The following is a 16,900-nucleotide window of genomic DNA, read 5'->3' as shown; positions in this document are numbered from 1 at the left end:
GCCTGCGGCAGTTTTACGAGCGTGCCGTTTGGCACGAGCTTATCGCGTTGGCTCCCCTCACGCTGCTTGGCTATGCTTATGGGACAACCCGGTCGACAAAAGCATCGAATGCGGCAGCAACAGCGCGAATTACGAAACGATGCTCATGCCGCACCCGGATGAGACCGTTTTCGATGTCCACGATCCCATCCTCGGCCAGCTTCACCAAGCGATCAGCAGCCGAATCGAGAAGGCGAGTTGGATCGAATCCATAGGCCGCACCAATTGCCGGCACATCGGCCTGCAAATCGCACATCAGCCGCTCGATGATTGCGGCTCGCACGCGGTCTTCGTCTGTCAGCCGGTAGCCTTTTGAAGTCGCCAGACGGCCAGCTGCTATGTGCCGGCTGTAGGACTCACGTGTCACCTCGTTCTGGACGTAACCCTCGCCGACCCGCCCTATAGCCGACGCGCCGAAACCAATCACAGTTTTGCATGTGTCGGCCGAGTAACCCAGCGAGTTACGCCGTAGCCGACCGCTGGTCTGCGCCAGCGTAAGTTCGTCGTCCGGCAAGGCGAAATGATCGAGGCCGATCGCACGGTAGCCGGCCGCAACCAGCGTCTCTGCCACGGCGGCAGCCTGTTCGGCGCAGGCGACGCTGTCCGGCAGCGCAGTCTTCTCGATCAGGCGCTGATTCCTTATCACCGATGGAATGTGGGAGTAGCCGAACACCGCGAGCCGGTTGGGACGCATGGCGACAGTCGCCGCCGCAGTCTGGACGCAGGACTCTACCGTCTGGTTCGGGAGACCGAAAATGAGATCGAAGTTGATGCCGCTTACGCCATGGCGGCGCAGCTCTTCGACGGCAGCGGCCGTCTGCGCCTCGCTCTGGACCCGGTTGATCGCTTTTTGGACGATCGGGTCAAAGCTCTGCACCCCGAGGCTCGCGCGGCTCACGTTCGCTGCTCCCAACGCTTCGGCGATCTCGACCGTGAAGGTGCGCGGATCAATTTCGACGGCGATCGTAGCGAGCTCCCTGAACGCGAAGCGGCGGCGCAGGAATTCTATGGTGTCCAGGAACTCGGCTGCCCCGATCAGGGTCGGGGTTCCACCGCCGAAATGCACGTCGTTCACGACGAGCCCCTGCTGCACTTTCTCCGAAACCAAACGGATCTCGTTGCGCAGAACGTCCAGATAGTTGAGGATCGGCCCCTGATTGCGGGCAATCGTGGTCGGGAAGCCGCAAAACCAGCAAATCGATCGGCAGAACGGAATGTGGAGATAGAGCGACACCGGATCGTCAGCCGGCAGACCTCTTAGCCATTCCTCATAGCTTTCGGCGCCGACCGCTGCGGAGAACTCCGGCACAGTCGGATAGATGGTGTACCAAGGCAGGAGAGCCTCGCGATGTTTTTTCAGGATAGAAGTCTGCAACAGTTTCCCTCCCAAGTTGATAACTGTCCTCCTTTTACCCCTGCGATCTCCTGTGTCTCTGCGCTATGTCAATTCCATTCCGCTTCGCGCCGTGTAATCACACCGTGCAAGGAAAAGGCGGGATTTGATCCCGCCTTTCGATGTTTCGCTCACATCATGCCGATCGAGCCGCCAGCCCCACAGCGGGTCTGGATGAGGAAGTCACGCTGGTACCTTCTTTCTGGACCGCTTCTCCGGCGCCGAGACTTCAGGCTCTTTCGGTTTGCGGCCGAGCCCCATCGTCTTGGCCAGGGCAGAGCGCGCAGCCGCGTAGTTCGGCGCGACCATGGGATAGTCCGCCGGCAGACCCCATTTGGCGCGATATTCATTAGGGCTCAGCCCGTAATGGGTCGACAGATGACGCTTTAGCGATTTGAATTTCTTCCCATCCTCAAGGGAGACAATGTAGTCCGGCGTCACCGATTTTCTGATCGGGACCGCCGGCGTCAACACCGTCGGCTCTTGTGCCGAGACGCGACCGGCCGCCGTGCCCTTCAAAGCTTCGTGCACTTGGCCGATCAGGGCTGAAAGGTCCGCCACCGGGACGGGATTGTTGGAAACATAGGCTGAGACAACATCTGTGGTAAGCTGGATGAGGTTGTCGATGTTTTTGAAGTCTTCTTCTGGCATGAAACTCTCCGGTGGATTGGTCTGCGGAGCGTCGCTTCTAGTGGTGATTTCCGGTGAAAGCAACAAATGTCACGACAGGATTGTTCGTTGCTCGTCCAAGATTGAGGTCTATAGCACCACATCACACGGTCGTGACACTGATCTGCCTGGTAGTCGCTGTCCCATAACTGCGCCAGTATCCGCCTTTCCGTTCCGATCTCGTCCGTTTGAATTGCAAAAGGAAGACGCAGAAAGCTTGTAAAGCACCATGAGCCGTGCACTCGCAGGGGGCAGAAAAGCTTGCGCGTATGAAACAGGTTGGCGTGGCGGCAGCATGTGGCGACGGGCCACGGAACCGACCAAACCCTCAGGCGAACAACAGCGATTGCGCGCGCTCACCATTGGAATCCGCCGTCGGGGCGATGAATCGCAGTTCCTGTTCCCGGCGCTCGATCGGCTTCGTCGGCAGGCACGATTCCCTCGATCCGCTGATCTAGCGCAGGGCGTTCGCAAGCCGCATGTGGAGAATGGTTTCCGTGCACATCGTAAGGACTCCATTTATGAAAATTCTGTTCCCTGCGGTGGCTGTTGCGCTTGTGGCAGCCACAGCTTTTGCTGCGCAGTCCATTCCGCCAGACCTCAGAGAAACGGCACTGGCCACCTTCAAGCCCTTGCCATTCACGCCGGCGCTCGCCAACAACCCGAGCACGCCCGAGAAGATTGCCCTCGGCAATGCACTGTTCTTCGATCCACGCCTCTCGTTCTCAGGCGTTTTCTCCTGCAACTCGTGCCACAACCTGGCCACCGGGGGCGACGACAATCGTGAAACTTCGATTGGCCATGGTTGGCAGAAGGGGCAGCGCAACGCCCCGACGGTGTTTAACTCTGTCTTCAACAAATCACAGTTTTGGGACGGTCGCGCCGAAGACCTGAAAGCTCAGGCCAAAGGGCCGATACAGGCCGGTGTCGAAATGGCCAACACATCGCATCGAGTGGTCGAGACGTTCAGATCGATGCCGCAATATGTGGAGTGGTTCCATTCAGCTTTCCCGGATGAAGCCGATCCCATCACCTTCGAAAACGTAGCCAATGCACTCGCAGACTATGAGACGACACTGGTCACGCCGGCCCCCTTCGACGCCTTCCTCAATGGCGATGAGACCGCCATCGGTCCCAAAGAGAAACAGGGCCTGGCCCTTTTTATCGAAAAGGGCTGCTCGTCCTGCCATTCCGGTGTCAATATTGGTGGGGAAGGCTATTATCCATTCGGCCTCGTTGAGAGGCCTAGCGCCGACGTTCTGCCGGAGAACGACAAGGGACGATTTGCCGTCACCAATGTACCAGAGGATTCCTATGTTTTCCGCGTGCCGCCGCTGCGCAACGTAGCAATCACCGCGCCATACTTTCATTCGGGCAAGGTCTGGGACCTGAGAGAGGCCGTCGCTATCATGGGCACCACCCAGCTTGGCGAACAGCTAACGCAAATCGAAATCGATAGGATCGTTGCCTTCCTTCATTCGCTGACCGGAAAACGACCGGAGATCACATATCCCATCTTACCGACTGAAACGCCCACAACACCTCGGCCTCGATCCTAGCCAGTGGGAAAGCAGACGATCGCGGCGGGCCTGTGAGCATTTCCTTGCCCGATCTGGGCGAATTGCCACGAGCGTCGCCGATTTGGCCGCGATACGACGCCGACGATTGAGCAGCGCACGTTGGGGGGAGGAGCCACTGCTTTTGCACAGCGATGCCCCTCGCGCGGAGATCGACGGCAGCCAGGGTGGCGTCCCGTCAGTACCTCCGCAAAGTCACATCGGCCAATCGCCCTGCCAGTCCATCACCACCTTGCCCGAGCTGCCGCCGCGCATCGCATCGAATCCCGTCTGAAAATCGTCCACGCCGATGCGGTGGGTGATCAGCCCACTGACATCGAGCGGACCCTGCACCAGCGCGATCATCTTGTACCAGGTCTCGAACATTTCGCGGCCGTAAATGCCCTTGAGATGCAGCATCTTGAAGATGACCTTGTTCCAGTCGATCTCGAAGCCGGTCGGCGCGATGCCCAGAATGGCGATCTTGCCGCCATTGTTCATGGCGTCGATCATGTCGCGGAAGGCGGGTGCCGCACCCGACATTTCGAGGCCGACGTCAAAACCTTCGGTCATGCCGAGCGCCGGCATGACATCGCGCAGCTTTTCCTTCGACGCGTCGACCACATGCTGGACGCGAAGCTTTTTCGCCAGCGCCAGCCGCACCGGGTTGATGTCGGTGATGACCACTTTTCGCGCGCCGACGCATTGAGCGACGAGTGCAGCCATGATGCCGATCGGCCCAGCGCCGGTGACCAGCACGTCCTCGCCGACCAGATCAAAGGACAGTGCGGTGTGAACCGCATTGCCCAAGGGATCGAAGACTGCGGCGATCTCGTCGGGCACGTCGTCGGGGATCGGCACGACATTGTGCTGCGGGATCGCCAGATATTCACCGAAGGCGCCGGGCCGGTTGACGCCGACGCCGAGCGTGTTGCGGCACAGATGCCCCCTGCCCGCCCGGCAATTGCGGCAATGGCCGCAGACGATGTGGCCTTCGCCCGAAACACGCTGGCCGATCTTGTATTCGGTGACCGCCGCGCCGAAGTCGGCGACCGTGCCGACGAATTCGTGGCCGGTCACCATCGGCACCGGCACGGTCTTCTGCGCCCACTGGTCCCAATTGTAGATGTGGACGTCGGTACCGCAGATCGCGGTCTTCTTGATCTTGATCAGAACGTCGTTCGGGCCGATTTCCGGCACCGGCACTTCTTCCATCCAGATGCCCGGCTCGGCCTTGGCCTTGACCAGCGCCTTCATCATGTTCGACATCAGATGCTCCTTACACCTTGGTTGGTTCTACTCCTCGCCGCTCCTCCGGTAGCCTAAACAACGGAAAGGTAGGCTCGGAGAGCACATCCTGAGATCTTTGGATCGATCGTAATGTTGGCGGCTGCCTTTGTGTCGAGCAACACTTCACCGCGACCCGTGCGCGTGAAAACCTGTTCCAGCGAACCTTAGCGGAAGCGGAGCAAGCGCCATGCCAGATGCAGCCAAGTTTCAATCAAGCGATGAGGAATGGTCGCAGCTTGCGGTTAGGCGGTATTGCTATTTTGTCGATGTCCGCCACATGCGACCGATGCTCTCGATGGTCGACCTCGCCGCCGATATCTCGATGTGCCGGTGCACCGGCGGCATCGTTCGCCCTCGGTGAAGTGTCTGTTGACCGCTGGCGGTGTGAGAGGCAGAAGCTCATGGACAAAGCCGCCTTCCTCCATTTCGTGGCGAAATCATCCGTCTTCGGACGACCAGAAGTGCTTCCAGATCCTGTCCGCCGCTGAGTCGTCGAGCGGACCTTCGGCTGGACGACAAGGGTGGGGGCCTCGCACGCGTCGACCGACTTGCGCGCGGCTTTCGATGGCGTCCTTTCTGCCTTAAATATCCGCAAAGCCCGCGGGTCACATGTTTGCCCGTCACAGTGGCCCAGCGGCCTGCGCCTGCACTTTCTCCCTTAGCGCGCGTGCTGCAGCGACCATGTTGATGAGGGCAGGGCGGACCTCCTCCCATTTCCTTGTTTTGAGGCCACAGTCCGGATTCACCCACAATTGGCCGTCCGACAGTCGCTCGCGGGCAAGTTGGGCGAGATGCAATATCTCGCCGATCTCCGGGACACGTGGTGAGTGAATGTCGTAGACGCCAGGACCGATTTCGTTCGGATATTTGGACTTGGTGAAGGCGTCCAGCAGTTCCATTTTGGAGCGCGACGTCTCTATCGAAATGACGTCCGCGTCCAGTTCATCGATCGAGTCGATGATCTCATTGAACTCTGAATAGCACACGTGGGTGAATTTGGGTCGCGTCCTCTACGCCCGTCGAAGCGATCCGGTAGCATTCGACAGCCCAGCCGAGATAATGTTTCCAGTCGGACTTCCGCAGGGGCAAGCCTTCGCGAAACGCGGCCTCATCGATCTGGATCACCCTTGCGGCAGCTCTTTCAAGGGCAGCCACTTCATCGCGGATGGCAAGTGCGATCTGGCAGCAGGCCTTGGCGCGGGGTACGTCGTCGCGAACAAAAGACCAGTTAAGAATCGTCACTGGGCCTGTGAGCATGCCCTTCATTGGCTTTTTCGTCAGCGACTGGGCAAATTGCCACCAGAGAACCGTCATCGGATTGGGCCGCGATACGTCGCCGAAGATGATGGGAGGGCGCACGAGCCGGGAGCCGTAACTTTGCACCCAGCCATGCTGGGTGAAGGCGAGGCCGGACAGCTGCTCGCCGAAATGCTGCACCATGTCGTTGCGTTCAAACTCGCCATGTACCAGCACGTCCAAACCCGATCTCCTCCTGCCAACGGACCGCCGCCTCGGTCTCCTTCTTCAGGAAGGCCTGGTAGTCGATATAGCTCAGCCGGCCCTTCGCATGGGCGGAGCGCGCCCTGCGCACCTCGGGCGTCTGCGGGAAGGACCCGATGGTCGTCGTGGGGAACGGCGGCAGGCCGAGCGTGTCGGCCTGGATGCTCGAGCGCTTGGCAAATGCGCTCTTTCGTTGCTTCATGACGCCGTCAATGCTGCTAACGCGCCCGTGGACGAGCGGATCATGGACCTTTGCAGACATTGCGCGCGCGGCGGTCGCCTCTTCAGAAGCCTTCAGCGCGCCTGCTACGGCCTCCCTGCCTTCGGACAAGGCTTGGGCCAGCACGAGCAGCTCTTCAGTCTTCTGGGCGGCGAATGCCAGCCACGAACGGAGGTCTACATCGAGCGCGGTCTCCATCCGCAGGTCCATCGGCACATGAAGCATCGAGCAGGAAGGCGCAATCTCGACGCGATCCAGCGGCCACCCGGCAACGACCGGCTTGATGCGGTCGAGAATGGCAGCCAAGGTTCGCGCGCCAGACGTTGCGGCCGTCGATCAGGCCAAGTGAGAGCACCAGATCCTTCGGTGCGAGCCGACCAACCGTCTCCAACTGCTCGGGAGCGCGCACGAGGTCGAGATGCAGGCCCGCCAGGCGCAGCGAAAGCGCGGTCTCGAGATTGTTTCCCAGCGGCCCGAAATAGGTAGCCAGCATAATTTTCAACTTGGGCGCGGCTTTCGACAGCTGCCCATAGGTGAATTCGAAGGCAGCTCGTTCGTTCGGGTTAAGATCGAGCACAAGGGCCGGCTCATCAATCTGCACCCAGTCGGCCCCCGAGAGCTCCAGCCTCTGCAGGAGTTGCTCGTAGACGGGCAGCAGGCGCGGTAGGAGCGCTATGGGATTGAAGCCCTGGTCGGGAGACTTCGCCAGCTTGAGGAAGGTCACCGGTCCAAGGATGACCGGGCGTGTATGGATGCCGAGCTCTTTTGCCTCCAGAAAGTGATCGACTGGTTTCGCCGGCGAGAGGGCGAATGTCTGATCGTCGCCCAGCTCCGGCACGATGTAGTGGTAGTTAGTGTCGAACCATTTGGTCATTTCCATCGCGGTTACGCGCTGCCCCTGAACTGCATGCCCGTGACTGGCGTGTCCACAACCCGCAGTATCGCCTTGCGTCCCGCGCGCCATCGCGAAGTAGATGTCAAGCGGGACCTCGCCGCCCGTCCAGCCGTAACGAGCTGGCACGGCGCCGACCATTGCTGCGGTGTCGAGCACATGGTCATACAGTGAGAAATCGTTCGACGGGATTTTCGACACGCCGCGGTCGTGCTGCTCGCTCCAGCTGGCGGCACGCAGTGCCTTGGCCGTCGACACTAGGTTGGCAGCAGACGATTTTCCGGACCAGTAGCTTTCGAGCGCGAATTTCAGTTCTCGCCGGCGACCGATACGCGGCACGCCAAGCGTTGCTATGGGAACTTGCTGGGAAACATTCATTCCATACCCCGATGGTTGGGGCGGGGACAAGGAAGGCGCTAGCAGGCCGGCATCAACGCCGAGCTGCCGCGGCCACCAGACACCCCGCCCGTGGACGTTGTTGGCCGTGGCAGGTCTCCTGACTCGCGGGTCACAGCCTCTGCCCCGTCTTCCCGGGGCAGTTCGCCCTAGTGACATTGATGGGTTTGGCTCGCCGCTTACATTTGCGGGGCAGCGCCGGCATTGCACCGGCTTCCCTCTTAGCTCCGCTACGGCAACGCCTTGCGGAGAACCACGACGCGCCGACAATCGCAGCAGCCCCCTTTGTCAATGACGTATAAAGAAATGTTTATGTGTTTATGTGAGCCGTTCACCTGCGGCGTGTTCCCAAGTCGCAGGTCGCGGGTAGAGCTGAGCCATTTGCGCCACTCTCCGGTTTGCGCAGGCTGTGCCTGGTCGCTCGGGCAATCTGTCAATTGTACGATCCCGGCTCAAAACGACCTTCGTCAAAAAGGGCGTGTTGGCCATCATGATCGGCCGGCAGTACTGGCCCGAAGTGTGACAACGTTCCTGAGCCTCAAGAAATCAGAAATTTGGAGAAAACCGCCATCCTTCACGGACGGGTACGCGACGTTTACCCGCGCTTGTCTGGACAGCCTGCAAAACGGGAAGGTGGGCAGCACTTCGCGGAAATGCCCCCTACAGCAACCCCGGCTGCTCAGCCTCTCGTCGCAGATTCTGCCGTGGCCTGGGGCCGATCTGCTGGATCACCAATCCGGCCGCCAGTGAGCCAAGGTCGCCGCAGGTCTGCAGGTCGCGGCCTTGCGTGTATCCATGCAGGAAGCCGGCGGCATAGAGATCGCCGGCACCCGTGGTGTCGACCAGTTCCTTGATGGCGGTCGCCTTGATGACCACGGTCTCGTCCCCGCGCACGATCACCGAACCTTTTTCCGAGCGGGTCACGGCGGCGATACGGCAATCCTTGCGGATCTGCGCCAGCGCCTCGTCAAACGACGATGTCTGATAGAGTGACTTGATCTCGTGGCTGTTGGCAAAGACGATATCGACCGTGCCCGAACGCATCAGTTCGAGGAACTCGTCTCGGTAGCGATCGACGCAAAACGAATCCGACAGGGTCATCGACACTTCGCGGCCTGCCGCGTGCGCCAGCATCGCCGTTTGGCGGATTGCTTCCTTGGCGCGCGGCGGATCCCACAGATAGCCTTCGAAATAGGTGACCTTGGCGCCAGAGGCCTTGTCGGCCTCGACATCCTCCGGCCCGAGCTCGACGCAGGCGCCGAGATAGGTGTTCATCGAGCGCTCGCCGTCAGGGGTGACGAAGATCATCGAGCGCGCCGTCGGCGGCTCACCCGTGAGCGGCCTGGTGTCGAAGGCAACTCCCTGGGCATGGATGTCGTGGGCGTAGATTACGCCGAGCGTGTCGTTCGAGACCTTGCCGAAGAAGGCGGCGCGGCCGCCGAAGCTGGCGACGCCCGCCGCCGTGTTGCCGGCGCTGCCGCCGGAGGCTTCGATAGCCGGGCCCATGCGGCTGTAGAGTAGCTCGGCGCGCCTCGTGTCGATCAGGTTCATCGCGCCCTTGATGATGCCGTTCGTCTCAAGGAATGCCTCGTCGCACTGGGCTATGATGTCGACAATGGCATTGCCGATGCAAAGCAGGTCATATTTCGACATCAGTGTCTCCGCCAAAAACCCGAGCCGGCTTCTCGCCACGCCGGGGCCGGCGTGTTTTTGGCGAGTGTGGAATGGGTCGCCCTACGCCGACGCATCCAATACCCGCGCATCACGCAGCTGCCGGTCCTGCCTCACGCAACAGGTCGTCAGCTCTGTCCGTCTTTTCCCAGGTGAACTCCGGCTCTTCGCGGCCGAAGTGTCCGTATGTCGCGGTCTTGCGGTAAATCGGCCGTAAGAGATCAAGCGCCTTGATGATGCCTTTCGGCCGGAGATCGAAAAGCTCAAGGACGGCGCGCTCGATCCTTTTTTCATCAATCTTTGCGGTTCCGAATGTATTGACGAGGATAGAGACCGGCGCGGCGACACCGATCGCGTAAGCAAGCTGAACCTCGCACACCTCCGCCAGTCCGCTGGCAACGACGTTTTTTGCGACGTACCGCGCCGCATAGGCGGCCGACCGATCAACCTTGGACGGGTCCTTGCCCGAAAAGGCACCGCCGCCGTGACGCCCCATACCGCCGTAGGAATCGACGATGATCTTGCGTCCGGTGAGACCGCAATCGCCGCGCGGCCCACCGACCACGAACCGGCCTGTTGGATTGACCAGGAACCTTATCCCCGTCGTATCCAAGTCGTGGGGCAAGACCGGCCTTATGATCTCCTCAATGACGCCTTCGCGGACCGTGGCTTGTGAGACCTCCTCGTCATGCTGCGTCGACAGGACTATGGTATCAAGCGCTACCGGGCGCAAACCCTCATAACGGACGGATACCTGTGATTTAACGTCCGGGCGAAGCCAGCCAAGGCGTCCGGTTTGGCGCACCTCTGCCTGTTTTTTTGTCAACTCGTGAGCAAGTTGGATTGGCAACGGCATCAATGTTTCGGTCTCGTTGCACGCGTACCCGAACATGAGGCCCTGATCCCCCGCTCCATGCTCGAGATCTTGCCCTCGTCCCTCGTCGACGCCCTGGCTGATGTCAGGCGACTGCTCGGTCAAGGCCAAGATCACGACGCAACGCCGGCCGTCAAAGCCGATCGCATCGTCGTCATATCCAATGTCCAAAATGATATCGCGGGCAACTTGGCTGTAGTCGATCTGCGCGTGGCTGGTGATCTCGCCAGCCAGAACGACCATCCCTGATTTCACCAACGCTTCACAAGCAACGCGAGCCTTGGGATCCTTGAGAAGGATCGCATCGAGCACGCCATCTGAGATATTGTCGGCCATCTTGTCGGGGTGTCCAGCGCCGACGGATTCGGAAGAGAACACGAATTTTCTGGTCATGGGATTTCCTCGCTTCAAACGTTGGAAATAGATGTGACAGTTGATCAGGCCGTCTTACCTGTCGGAGATGCCCGGCACGTCGAACGCAGCGCAGAAGTCGGCAACGTCTCTGCGCACGCGGGCATGGACGTCCGAATCATCGGGCTGGCGGCAAACCAGGTCGATGAAAGCGGCAATCTGCAGCATTTCCGCCTCGCGCATGCCCACAGACGTCACTGCTGGCGTGCCTAACCGAATGCCGCTGGTGAGCGCGGGATGGCGCCGGTCCCCCGGCACCATGTTGAAATTCGTAATGATACCTGCTTGCGACAAGCGCTCGGCATAGGCTTTCCCGGACAGCGGCCGGTCCCTAAGATCAAGGATCAGCATGTGATTGTCAGTGCCCCCCGTGACGAGTTCATAACCTCGCTCCAGAAGGGCCTGGGCCAGAGCCTTGGCGTTGTTGACGATCTGCTGACCGTACACACGGAAGGTTGCATTCCCTGCTTCGTGCAGAGCGACAGCTAGCGCGGCAATCGTATTCATATGCGGTCCGCCCTGGAGGAGAGGGAACACGGCACGGTCTATGCGTTTGGCCAGATTGTGTTTGCTTTTGGAATGGTAGAGCGCCTGATGGCGGTCTTCATTCCTTGACAAGATGAAGCCACCGCGGGGGCCGCGGATCGATTTGTGAGAGGTGCTGGTGACAACATCGCAATGGCTAACGGGATTCGGATGCACTCCTGCGACAACGAGACCGCTGATGTGGGCGATGTCGGCCACCAGATAGGAGTTCACCTCCGAAGCAATTTCGGCCATTGCCTCATAGTCAAAGATACGCGGATAAGCAGTTCCGCCGACCCAAATGAGCTTCGGTCGTTCCCGTTTGGCCGTCTCGCGCAAACGGTCATGGTCAATCTGCTGCGTCTTTTCGTGCAGCCCGTACGGAACTCGCTGATAGTCAGTGCCAGAGAAGTTGACGGCCCAACCGTGCGTCAGATGCCCGCCGCCGGGGAGGGTCAAGCCCATCATCTTGTCTCCCGGACACAACAGCGCTCGACAGACAGCCTGATTGGCCGGCGAGCCGGAATAAGGCTGCACGTTGGCGTGTTCACAGCCGAATAGCGCCTTCAATCGCTCGATGGCGAGGTTCTCAAGCTCATCGACAATCTCGTTTCCGGCGTAGTAGCGCGCGCCGGGATATCCCTCGGCATACTTGTTGGTGAAAATAGACCCGGTCGCTTCCAACACCGCCGAGGACGCGAAGTTCTCGGAGGCGATAAGTTTGAGGGTCGTCCGCTCCTGGCGCTCCTGTCTTAAAAGCAGCTCGTGAACGCGAGAATCTGCGACAGCCAGGTGAGGCCACTCGCAAGTGTCAAGCTCCGCGATGGCGCCGCCAGTCGAATTGTTCATATCAGCTTCGCGCTCCATTGGGACTAAGTTTCAGGACAAGCAGGCGGCCACCTTGGACCGCGCGCCCTGTATCGCCTCCAGGCGCTGTAGGTCTTGTCTGTGATGGCCATCGCCGTGGGGCAGGAGATCAACTAACAATGAACCAAGCCGCCGTCCGAGCCTCCTGCTTCGAGGTGGTACGAAGGCCAGGGGCGATGTTCGTTGCCGAGAAGAAAGCCGGCTCTGGCGAGCTGGCGCACGTGTGCGACCACGTGCTCGCGAGACAGACTCAGAACTTCTGCTAGCTCGCAGACGGTCAGGTCCGCATGCGCACAAAGTCCCAGGATTCGAAGTCGATCAAGATGAGCCGCGGCCTTTAGGCGCCTGACCAGTGTCATCATCGGCCGGCACTCCTTGTATTGACTTCCTCCATTTGGCGTCCTCCCACTCTTTCAGAGGCAATCTTGCCGTCCGACGAGGTCAATACGCCCGACCGCATCGCAGATCGTTTCCGATACGTCACGGTCTCGACCCGCAGCCCAAATGATAGGCTCAACGTACATATTCTCAGCGGTTTAGAGTGCTAAAAGTCCGCGATTTTCTTTGAAGGATCTGTTGCGACACGTGCATACCGGATACGCCCCAGCACAACGGCGGCTGCGCGGTAAGGCCGGCTTGCGAAGATGCGGCGTACGGCCGAGGCCTTCATGCGCCGGTCGCCGCGCGATGGGACGCTCAGCATCGACGGGGATGAAATCCATCTTGTCCATGGCTCCGATCTCTATCCCGATGGACCACGTCCCAAGGAAACCGATATCCTGCTCGAAGGCGTCGCCGTCCACGGCGAGCTCAAAGCATGGCTGCGGCGCAAGGCTCAATGCGGCTGACGATTGGCTTCCATTGATTCTCAACAAGTGATACAAATCCTCGGACTGTAACCCTTTAGTTCCTAGATTTCGTATCAATGCCAGAGCCCGCTCCCCAGCGCCAAATCGCCCACGCACTTCTGACAGTGCGCGGAATCGCGCGTCTCGCGGAGCTTCGCAACGCCGGCGTAACAGCGGCCACGATGAGTCGCATGGAACGGGATGGGGAGGTGCTCCGGCTCGCACGCGGGCTCTACCAGCTCTCCGATGCGCCGCTCGACGCTAATCATAGCCTAGCCGAGGCTGCCAAGCGCGTACCCAAAGGCGTTGTCTGCCTTGTGTCAGCCCTGGCATTCCACCAGCTGACGGATCAGCTTCCGAGACAGGTATGGCTGGCCATCGGCCAGAAAGACTGGGCTCCCAAACCCGACGGCACACCCATTCGCATCGTGCGTTTTACCGAAAGTCTGCTCAACGACAGCGTCGAAACTCATGTTGTCGAGGGCGTGACCGTAAAGGTCTTTGGGGTTGTCAAAACAATCGCGGACTGTTTTCGATATCGCAACAAGATCGGCCTGTCGGTGGCGATCGAGGGCCTCCAGGAAGCGCTTCGCCAGCGCAAGGCCACGCCCGGCGAAATTGCCAGGCAGGCTGAGCGTGGCGGTGTCGCCACGGTCATCCGGCCGTATATCGAGGCGCTGACTGCCAATGGCTAAAGAGATCAAGAACATCGGCGCCTCAGTGCGCGCACGTCTGCTGCAACTCGCCAAGGTAAGTGGCCAGACCCTCGATCTGGTTCTGACCCGCTTCGCCCTCGAGCGGCTGCTTTTCCGGCTTAGCCAGTCACCCCACGCCGACCGCTTCGTGCTGAAGGGCGCGATGCTGATGATGAGCTGGTTCGATGATCCGCACCGCGGCACCCGCGACCTTGACCTGCTGGGTTTTGGCGATCCGAGCGCGGAGCCGATGCTGGCGACGTTTCGGGAGGTCCTGGCGCAGGACGCTGGCGATGGCGTCGAGTTCGACGCTGACCGACTCCGGGTCGACCGCATTCGCGAGGAGCTGGAGTATGGTGGGCTCAGGCTGCGGACGACGGCCTCGATCAGCGGCGCCCGGGTCAGCCTGACGATCGACATCGGCTTTGGCGATGCGCTGGAGCCTGGTGCCGAAGAGCTGGACTATCCTTCCATGCTCGACTTTCCCATGCCCCGGCTGCGGGCTTATGCGCGGGAAACCGTCATTGCCGAGAAATTTCAGGCGATGGTGGCGCTGGGGCGGGCGAATAGCAGGATGAAGGACTTCTACGACATCTGGATTCTTAGCCGGTCCTTCACCTTCGACGACGACAGGTTGCCACGAGCGATCGCCGCCACCTTCGCGCGGCGCGGAACGGCGATACCTCAAGACCTGCCCGATGCGCTGACGTCGGCCTTTGCCGAGGATGCGCAAAAGCAGCGACAGTGGCGCGCGTTTGTTGGAGAAGTCGCTCACGATCCGGGTGATCTTGGGAACGTCATTAGAGATGTAGCTGCATTCCTTATGCCCCAGGCAGCCTCAGCAGCGAGCTTGGGCCAATGAGCAGCTTGATTTCCACTGTCGGATTGTGGGGAGCGGACAAGGCGTTCGCGCTGAGTGGATGTACGCCCCATCAGCACGTCCCTAGTCCGATCGAGCTCACTTCTCTGCTCCAGAGCGCGTATCGGGTCCAACGTTCAGGCCAGTATCGCTCGCGGCGGCCGTAGCGAGAGCCACTACGACCCGAGACGATGGGCCGGTCGCAAATGAACCGGTCGAACTGTCTGGGCGATACTCATTGAGATCCCTCCCTGGGATGCACGCCACTGGCCAGGATTCTCACAGCAGATTGTCCGATTGCTGCGCATACGTAGGGCCGGGCGGGGGCACAAACCGGTAGACGTTTTTCAAAATGCAATGTGTGTCGCTATTTCTCGGCTTCAGACCGATCGCCTCCCAATCGCAGATCGGCGGTGTCCTCGGAGTCTTTTGGGATCTGGAGGGAGATGCGCCAATCGTTCGTTTTTCGCCGGCGCGAGGCGAATTCGACGCGCTGGATCGCGGCCATCTCGTCGGATGCGTATTCGACCTTGTGCCCCTCATCGAGAGTGATCTGCTCGGCCTCTGTCCAAAGTGCGACGGTGAGGAGGACGTCACCGAGCACGCAGGGGCCGTTGGTGGTTGTGAGGGTGACTGAGCCAGGATAAGGAAAGCATGCCGTCCGGAACGCAGGCGGTTGCGCCTTATGAATGCCGTCAAACGGATCTGCGGCCTCTTGAATTTGGTCCCACAGATCGTTTAGAGACCAAGTTGTATCGGACTCAGTGTTGCGAAAGATCGGTGCGAGCGGGTCAGTATCCTCCGGTAAAATGAAATCGACGTCCTGGGGACTGGGAACTTTCCAATCGAGCGAACGAAATCTCCGGATGCCGACCTGTGCAATGGCACAGGCCCGATGCCAAAAGAGCACAAAGTCCAGTCGCAAGTCGAGTTGATTTCCGCAACCGTAATTTCCGAAAGTTTCCGCAGCGAAATGCCCGCATGAGACGCGACAATCTGAGCCTCTGGGGAAAAGCCAGATACACTGACGGCAATGGTTCGATCCGCGCCAATCGAAGACTTCTTTGTGGCTAGCTGCTCGATCCAAGTTACGTCCTGGGTCTTTCGCCAGCCTCGACATTCGATTGTAACAAGCATTTCGGTGCTGCCGACCCGAGCACGAATGCTTGCATCCACTTCTCTCATCCGACCGGTGAGTTTGCAGCGAAGACGATCCGGCGACGTAACGACCAGGCCCTGAGGTCCGGCGTCGGCCTCAATCCGCGCGACTAGGCATTCGAACTCGCGCGATTCCGGGTCCCGACGCCGCGCGGTCATCCTTTGGCACCGCCCTTTGTCCCGGCGTTCAAGAACATTGGGAAGAAGCTGATCTGCTTCTTGATCTTGATCACGTCATCGACGCCAATTGTATTGGCCTTCCTCCGCTCACCTCCAGCGGGGGTTATGACCTCAAGGTCCGGATTCTCTATGATCGCCGCGTGCACATCGTCCGCATGTGCAGGTGTGATGTTGTGGATGCTCTCATGGAAGTCCATGACGGACATGGCGTCCCCGGATTCCGTGATCAGGCGTGGAATATCCCCGAGAAGCTGATTCTTCGCCGAAGCTCGACCGCTGATATCGAAGAGATAGAGCATGCCTTCATGATGCTTTGGATCATAGGACAGCATGTTAAGGCCAGACCGACCGAAATGTGCCTGTAAGCTGGCGTTGTCGTGGAGGACATTGTTGTAGACCTGCCTAGCCCGATAGGCGACTTCGAAGAACTCGTTCAGATACTCGACGCGTAAATGCAATTTTGGGCAGGCTTGGTTTGCCTCCGCTTGCATGGCGCGACGTGCGTCCTCAAAAGCTCGATGACTTCGCGGCTGGCGTCGTTGAATACGAGGAGGCATTCAACTTCGACAGCGCCAAGCCCTTGGACGGCGCGCTCGTGTTCACCGCCTCGAGGGCTCGTTTCAGTTCCTCGATGAAAATCAACGGCGATCCAGGTGAGCCGCACTGGTAGCGCCCGCCGCCAGCGAAACCGTCGACGATAGCAAGGCGAAAGCGCTCCTGCTGAGGCAGCCTGCAGCGAACCGTCAGGTAGTCGAAGACATATTCGCGCAATATTTTATGCTTGCGGCGAGAGTGTTCCTCCAGCTTTGCTCCGTCGACCCATTCATATCGTTTTTCGACCACCTAAACTTCCCCCC

At 59.8% G+C, this 16,900-nt stretch carries 14 protein-coding genes, 2 pseudogenes and 1 riboswitch; of the genes and pseudogenes, 4 read left to right on the top strand and 12 right to left on the bottom strand.

Annotated elements, in window-relative coordinates; all coding sequences use genetic code 11:
- Positions 1–76 precede the first annotated feature (76 nt).
- Both hemN and AC0L2C_RS16915 read right to left on the bottom strand, forming a co-directional pair.
- Positions 77–1,414: an oxygen-independent coproporphyrinogen III oxidase gene (hemN, locus tag AC0L2C_RS16920; protein WP_473523922.1), complete on the bottom strand. Its 1,338-nt coding sequence runs from the start codon at positions 1,412–1,414 to the stop codon at positions 77–79.
- Positions 1,415–1,615: 201 nt separating this feature from the next.
- Positions 1,616–2,083 carry a Ros/MucR family transcriptional regulator gene (locus tag AC0L2C_RS16915; RefSeq protein ID WP_473523921.1) on the bottom strand — a complete coding sequence of 156 codons (468 nt, stop codon included), beginning with the start codon at positions 2,081–2,083 and terminating at the stop codon, positions 1,616–1,618.
- Positions 2,084–2,622: 539 nt separating this feature from the next.
- On the opposite strand from AC0L2C_RS16915, the gene AC0L2C_RS16910 reads away from it, so the two are divergent.
- Positions 2,623–3,660: a cytochrome-c peroxidase gene (locus tag AC0L2C_RS16910; protein WP_473523920.1), complete on the top strand. Its 1,038-nt coding sequence runs from the start codon at positions 2,623–2,625 to the stop codon at positions 3,658–3,660.
- 213 nt (positions 3,661–3,873) lie between these two features.
- On the opposite strand, the gene tdh is transcribed toward AC0L2C_RS16910, so the two are convergent.
- The 6 genes and pseudogenes from tdh to AC0L2C_RS16880 form a co-directional block, all read right to left on the bottom strand.
- Positions 3,874–4,926: an L-threonine 3-dehydrogenase gene (gene tdh, locus AC0L2C_RS16905; protein WP_473523919.1), complete on the bottom strand. Its 1,053-nt coding sequence runs from the start codon at positions 4,924–4,926 to the stop codon at positions 3,874–3,876.
- Between the two features lie 641 nt (positions 4,927–5,567).
- Positions 5,568–7,937 (bottom strand): annotated as a pseudogene (metE, locus tag AC0L2C_RS16900) (5-methyltetrahydropteroyltriglutamate--homocysteine S-methyltransferase).
- A 91-nt stretch (positions 7,938–8,028) separates the two neighbouring features.
- Positions 8,029–8,228, bottom strand: a riboswitch (cobalamin riboswitch).
- Positions 8,229–8,615: 387 nt separating this feature from the next.
- On the bottom strand, positions 8,616–9,608 hold the full coding sequence (locus AC0L2C_RS16895; RefSeq protein WP_473523918.1) for an adenosine kinase: 993 nt from the start codon (positions 9,606–9,608) through the stop codon (positions 8,616–8,618).
- Positions 9,609–9,717: 109 nt separating this feature from the next.
- A complete protein-coding gene (gene metK, locus AC0L2C_RS16890) occupies positions 9,718–10,893 on the bottom strand; it encodes a methionine adenosyltransferase (protein ID WP_473523917.1) in 1,176 nt (391 codons plus the stop codon).
- A gap of 54 nt (positions 10,894–10,947) precedes the next feature.
- Positions 10,948–12,285: a serine hydroxymethyltransferase gene (locus AC0L2C_RS16885; protein ID WP_473523916.1), complete on the bottom strand. Its 1,338-nt coding sequence runs from the start codon at positions 12,283–12,285 to the stop codon at positions 10,948–10,950.
- Between the two features lie 131 nt (positions 12,286–12,416).
- Entirely contained in the window at positions 12,417–12,662 is a 246-nt protein-coding gene (locus tag AC0L2C_RS16880; RefSeq protein WP_473523936.1) for an ArsR/SmtB family transcription factor, read from the bottom strand.
- A gap of 285 nt (positions 12,663–12,947) precedes the next feature.
- Here AC0L2C_RS16880 and AC0L2C_RS16875 point away from each other — a divergent pair, with 285 nt between their 5' ends.
- The 3 genes from AC0L2C_RS16875 (at position 12,948) to AC0L2C_RS16865 (ending at position 14,708) form a co-directional block, all read left to right on the top strand.
- Complete coding sequence (locus tag AC0L2C_RS16875) at positions 12,948–13,151, top strand: hypothetical protein (RefSeq protein WP_473523915.1); 204 nt, start codon at positions 12,948–12,950, stop codon at positions 13,149–13,151.
- A 77-nt stretch (positions 13,152–13,228) separates the two neighbouring features.
- Complete coding sequence (locus AC0L2C_RS16870) at positions 13,229–13,846, top strand: type IV toxin-antitoxin system AbiEi family antitoxin domain-containing protein (RefSeq protein WP_473479302.1); 618 nt, start codon at positions 13,229–13,231, stop codon at positions 13,844–13,846.
- Entirely contained in the window at positions 13,839–14,708 is an 870-nt protein-coding gene (locus AC0L2C_RS16865; RefSeq protein ID WP_473523914.1) for a nucleotidyl transferase AbiEii/AbiGii toxin family protein, read from the top strand. Before AC0L2C_RS16870 ends, AC0L2C_RS16865 begins: the two co-directional genes overlap by 8 nt.
- A 364-nt stretch (positions 14,709–15,072) precedes the next feature.
- On the opposite strand, the gene AC0L2C_RS16860 is transcribed toward AC0L2C_RS16865, so the two are convergent.
- The 4 genes and pseudogenes from AC0L2C_RS16860 to tcmP all read right to left on the bottom strand — a co-directional run bounded on the left by AC0L2C_RS16860 (position 15,073) and on the right by tcmP (position 16,886).
- Positions 15,073–15,630: a hypothetical protein gene (locus AC0L2C_RS16860; protein ID WP_473523940.1), complete on the bottom strand. Its 558-nt coding sequence runs from the start codon at positions 15,628–15,630 to the stop codon at positions 15,073–15,075.
- Positions 15,631–15,725: 95 nt separating this feature from the next.
- A pseudogene (locus tag AC0L2C_RS16855) lies at positions 15,726–16,022 on the bottom strand (restriction endonuclease); the annotation flags it as partial.
- A complete protein-coding gene (locus AC0L2C_RS16850) occupies positions 16,019–16,534 on the bottom strand; it encodes a hypothetical protein (RefSeq protein ID WP_473523913.1) in 516 nt (171 codons plus the stop codon). The gene AC0L2C_RS16850 and the pseudogene AC0L2C_RS16855, both read right to left, overlap by 4 nt.
- Positions 16,535–16,550: 16 nt before the next feature.
- Positions 16,551–16,886, bottom strand: a complete 336-nt coding sequence (tcmP, locus tag AC0L2C_RS16845) for a three-Cys-motif partner protein TcmP (RefSeq protein WP_473523912.1) — start codon at positions 16,884–16,886, stop codon at positions 16,551–16,553.
- Positions 16,887–16,900 lie beyond the last annotated feature (14 nt).

Source organism: Mesorhizobium sp. WSM4845, from assembly GCF_055811455.1.
This window is presented reverse-complemented; position numbering and strand designations above follow the sequence as displayed.

Bases quoted from the DNA above. Each gene is read 5' to 3' on its own strand.
- AC0L2C_RS16915 (WP_473523921.1), bottom strand. From the start codon at position 2,083: ATGCCAGAAGAAGACTTCAAAAACATCGACAACCTCATCCAGCTTACC.
- AC0L2C_RS16910 (WP_473523920.1), top strand. From the start codon at position 2,623: ATGAAAATTCTGTTCCCTGCGGTGGCTGTTGCGCTTGTGGCAGCCACA.
- tdh (WP_473523919.1), bottom strand. From the start codon at position 4,926: ATGTCGAACATGATGAAGGCGCTGGTCAAGGCCAAGGCCGAGCCGGGC.
- AC0L2C_RS16895 (WP_473523918.1), bottom strand. From the start codon at position 9,608: ATGTCGAAATATGACCTGCTTTGCATCGGCAATGCCATTGTCGACATC.
- metK (WP_473523917.1), bottom strand. From the start codon at position 10,893: ATGACCAGAAAATTCGTGTTCTCTTCCGAATCCGTCGGCGCTGGACAC.
- AC0L2C_RS16885 (WP_473523916.1), bottom strand. From the start codon at position 12,285: ATGAACAATTCGACTGGCGGCGCCATCGCGGAGCTTGACACTTGCGAG.
- AC0L2C_RS16880 (WP_473523936.1), bottom strand. From the start codon at position 12,662: ATGACACTGGTCAGGCGCCTAAAGGCCGCGGCTCATCTTGATCGACTT.
- AC0L2C_RS16875 (WP_473523915.1), top strand. From the start codon at position 12,948: ATGCGGCGTACGGCCGAGGCCTTCATGCGCCGGTCGCCGCGCGATGGG.
- AC0L2C_RS16870 (WP_473479302.1), top strand. From the start codon at position 13,229: ATGCCAGAGCCCGCTCCCCAGCGCCAAATCGCCCACGCACTTCTGACA.
- AC0L2C_RS16865 (WP_473523914.1), top strand. From the start codon at position 13,839: ATGGCTAAAGAGATCAAGAACATCGGCGCCTCAGTGCGCGCACGTCTG.
- AC0L2C_RS16850 (WP_473523913.1), bottom strand. From the start codon at position 16,534: ATGCAAGCGGAGGCAAACCAAGCCTGCCCAAAATTGCATTTACGCGTC.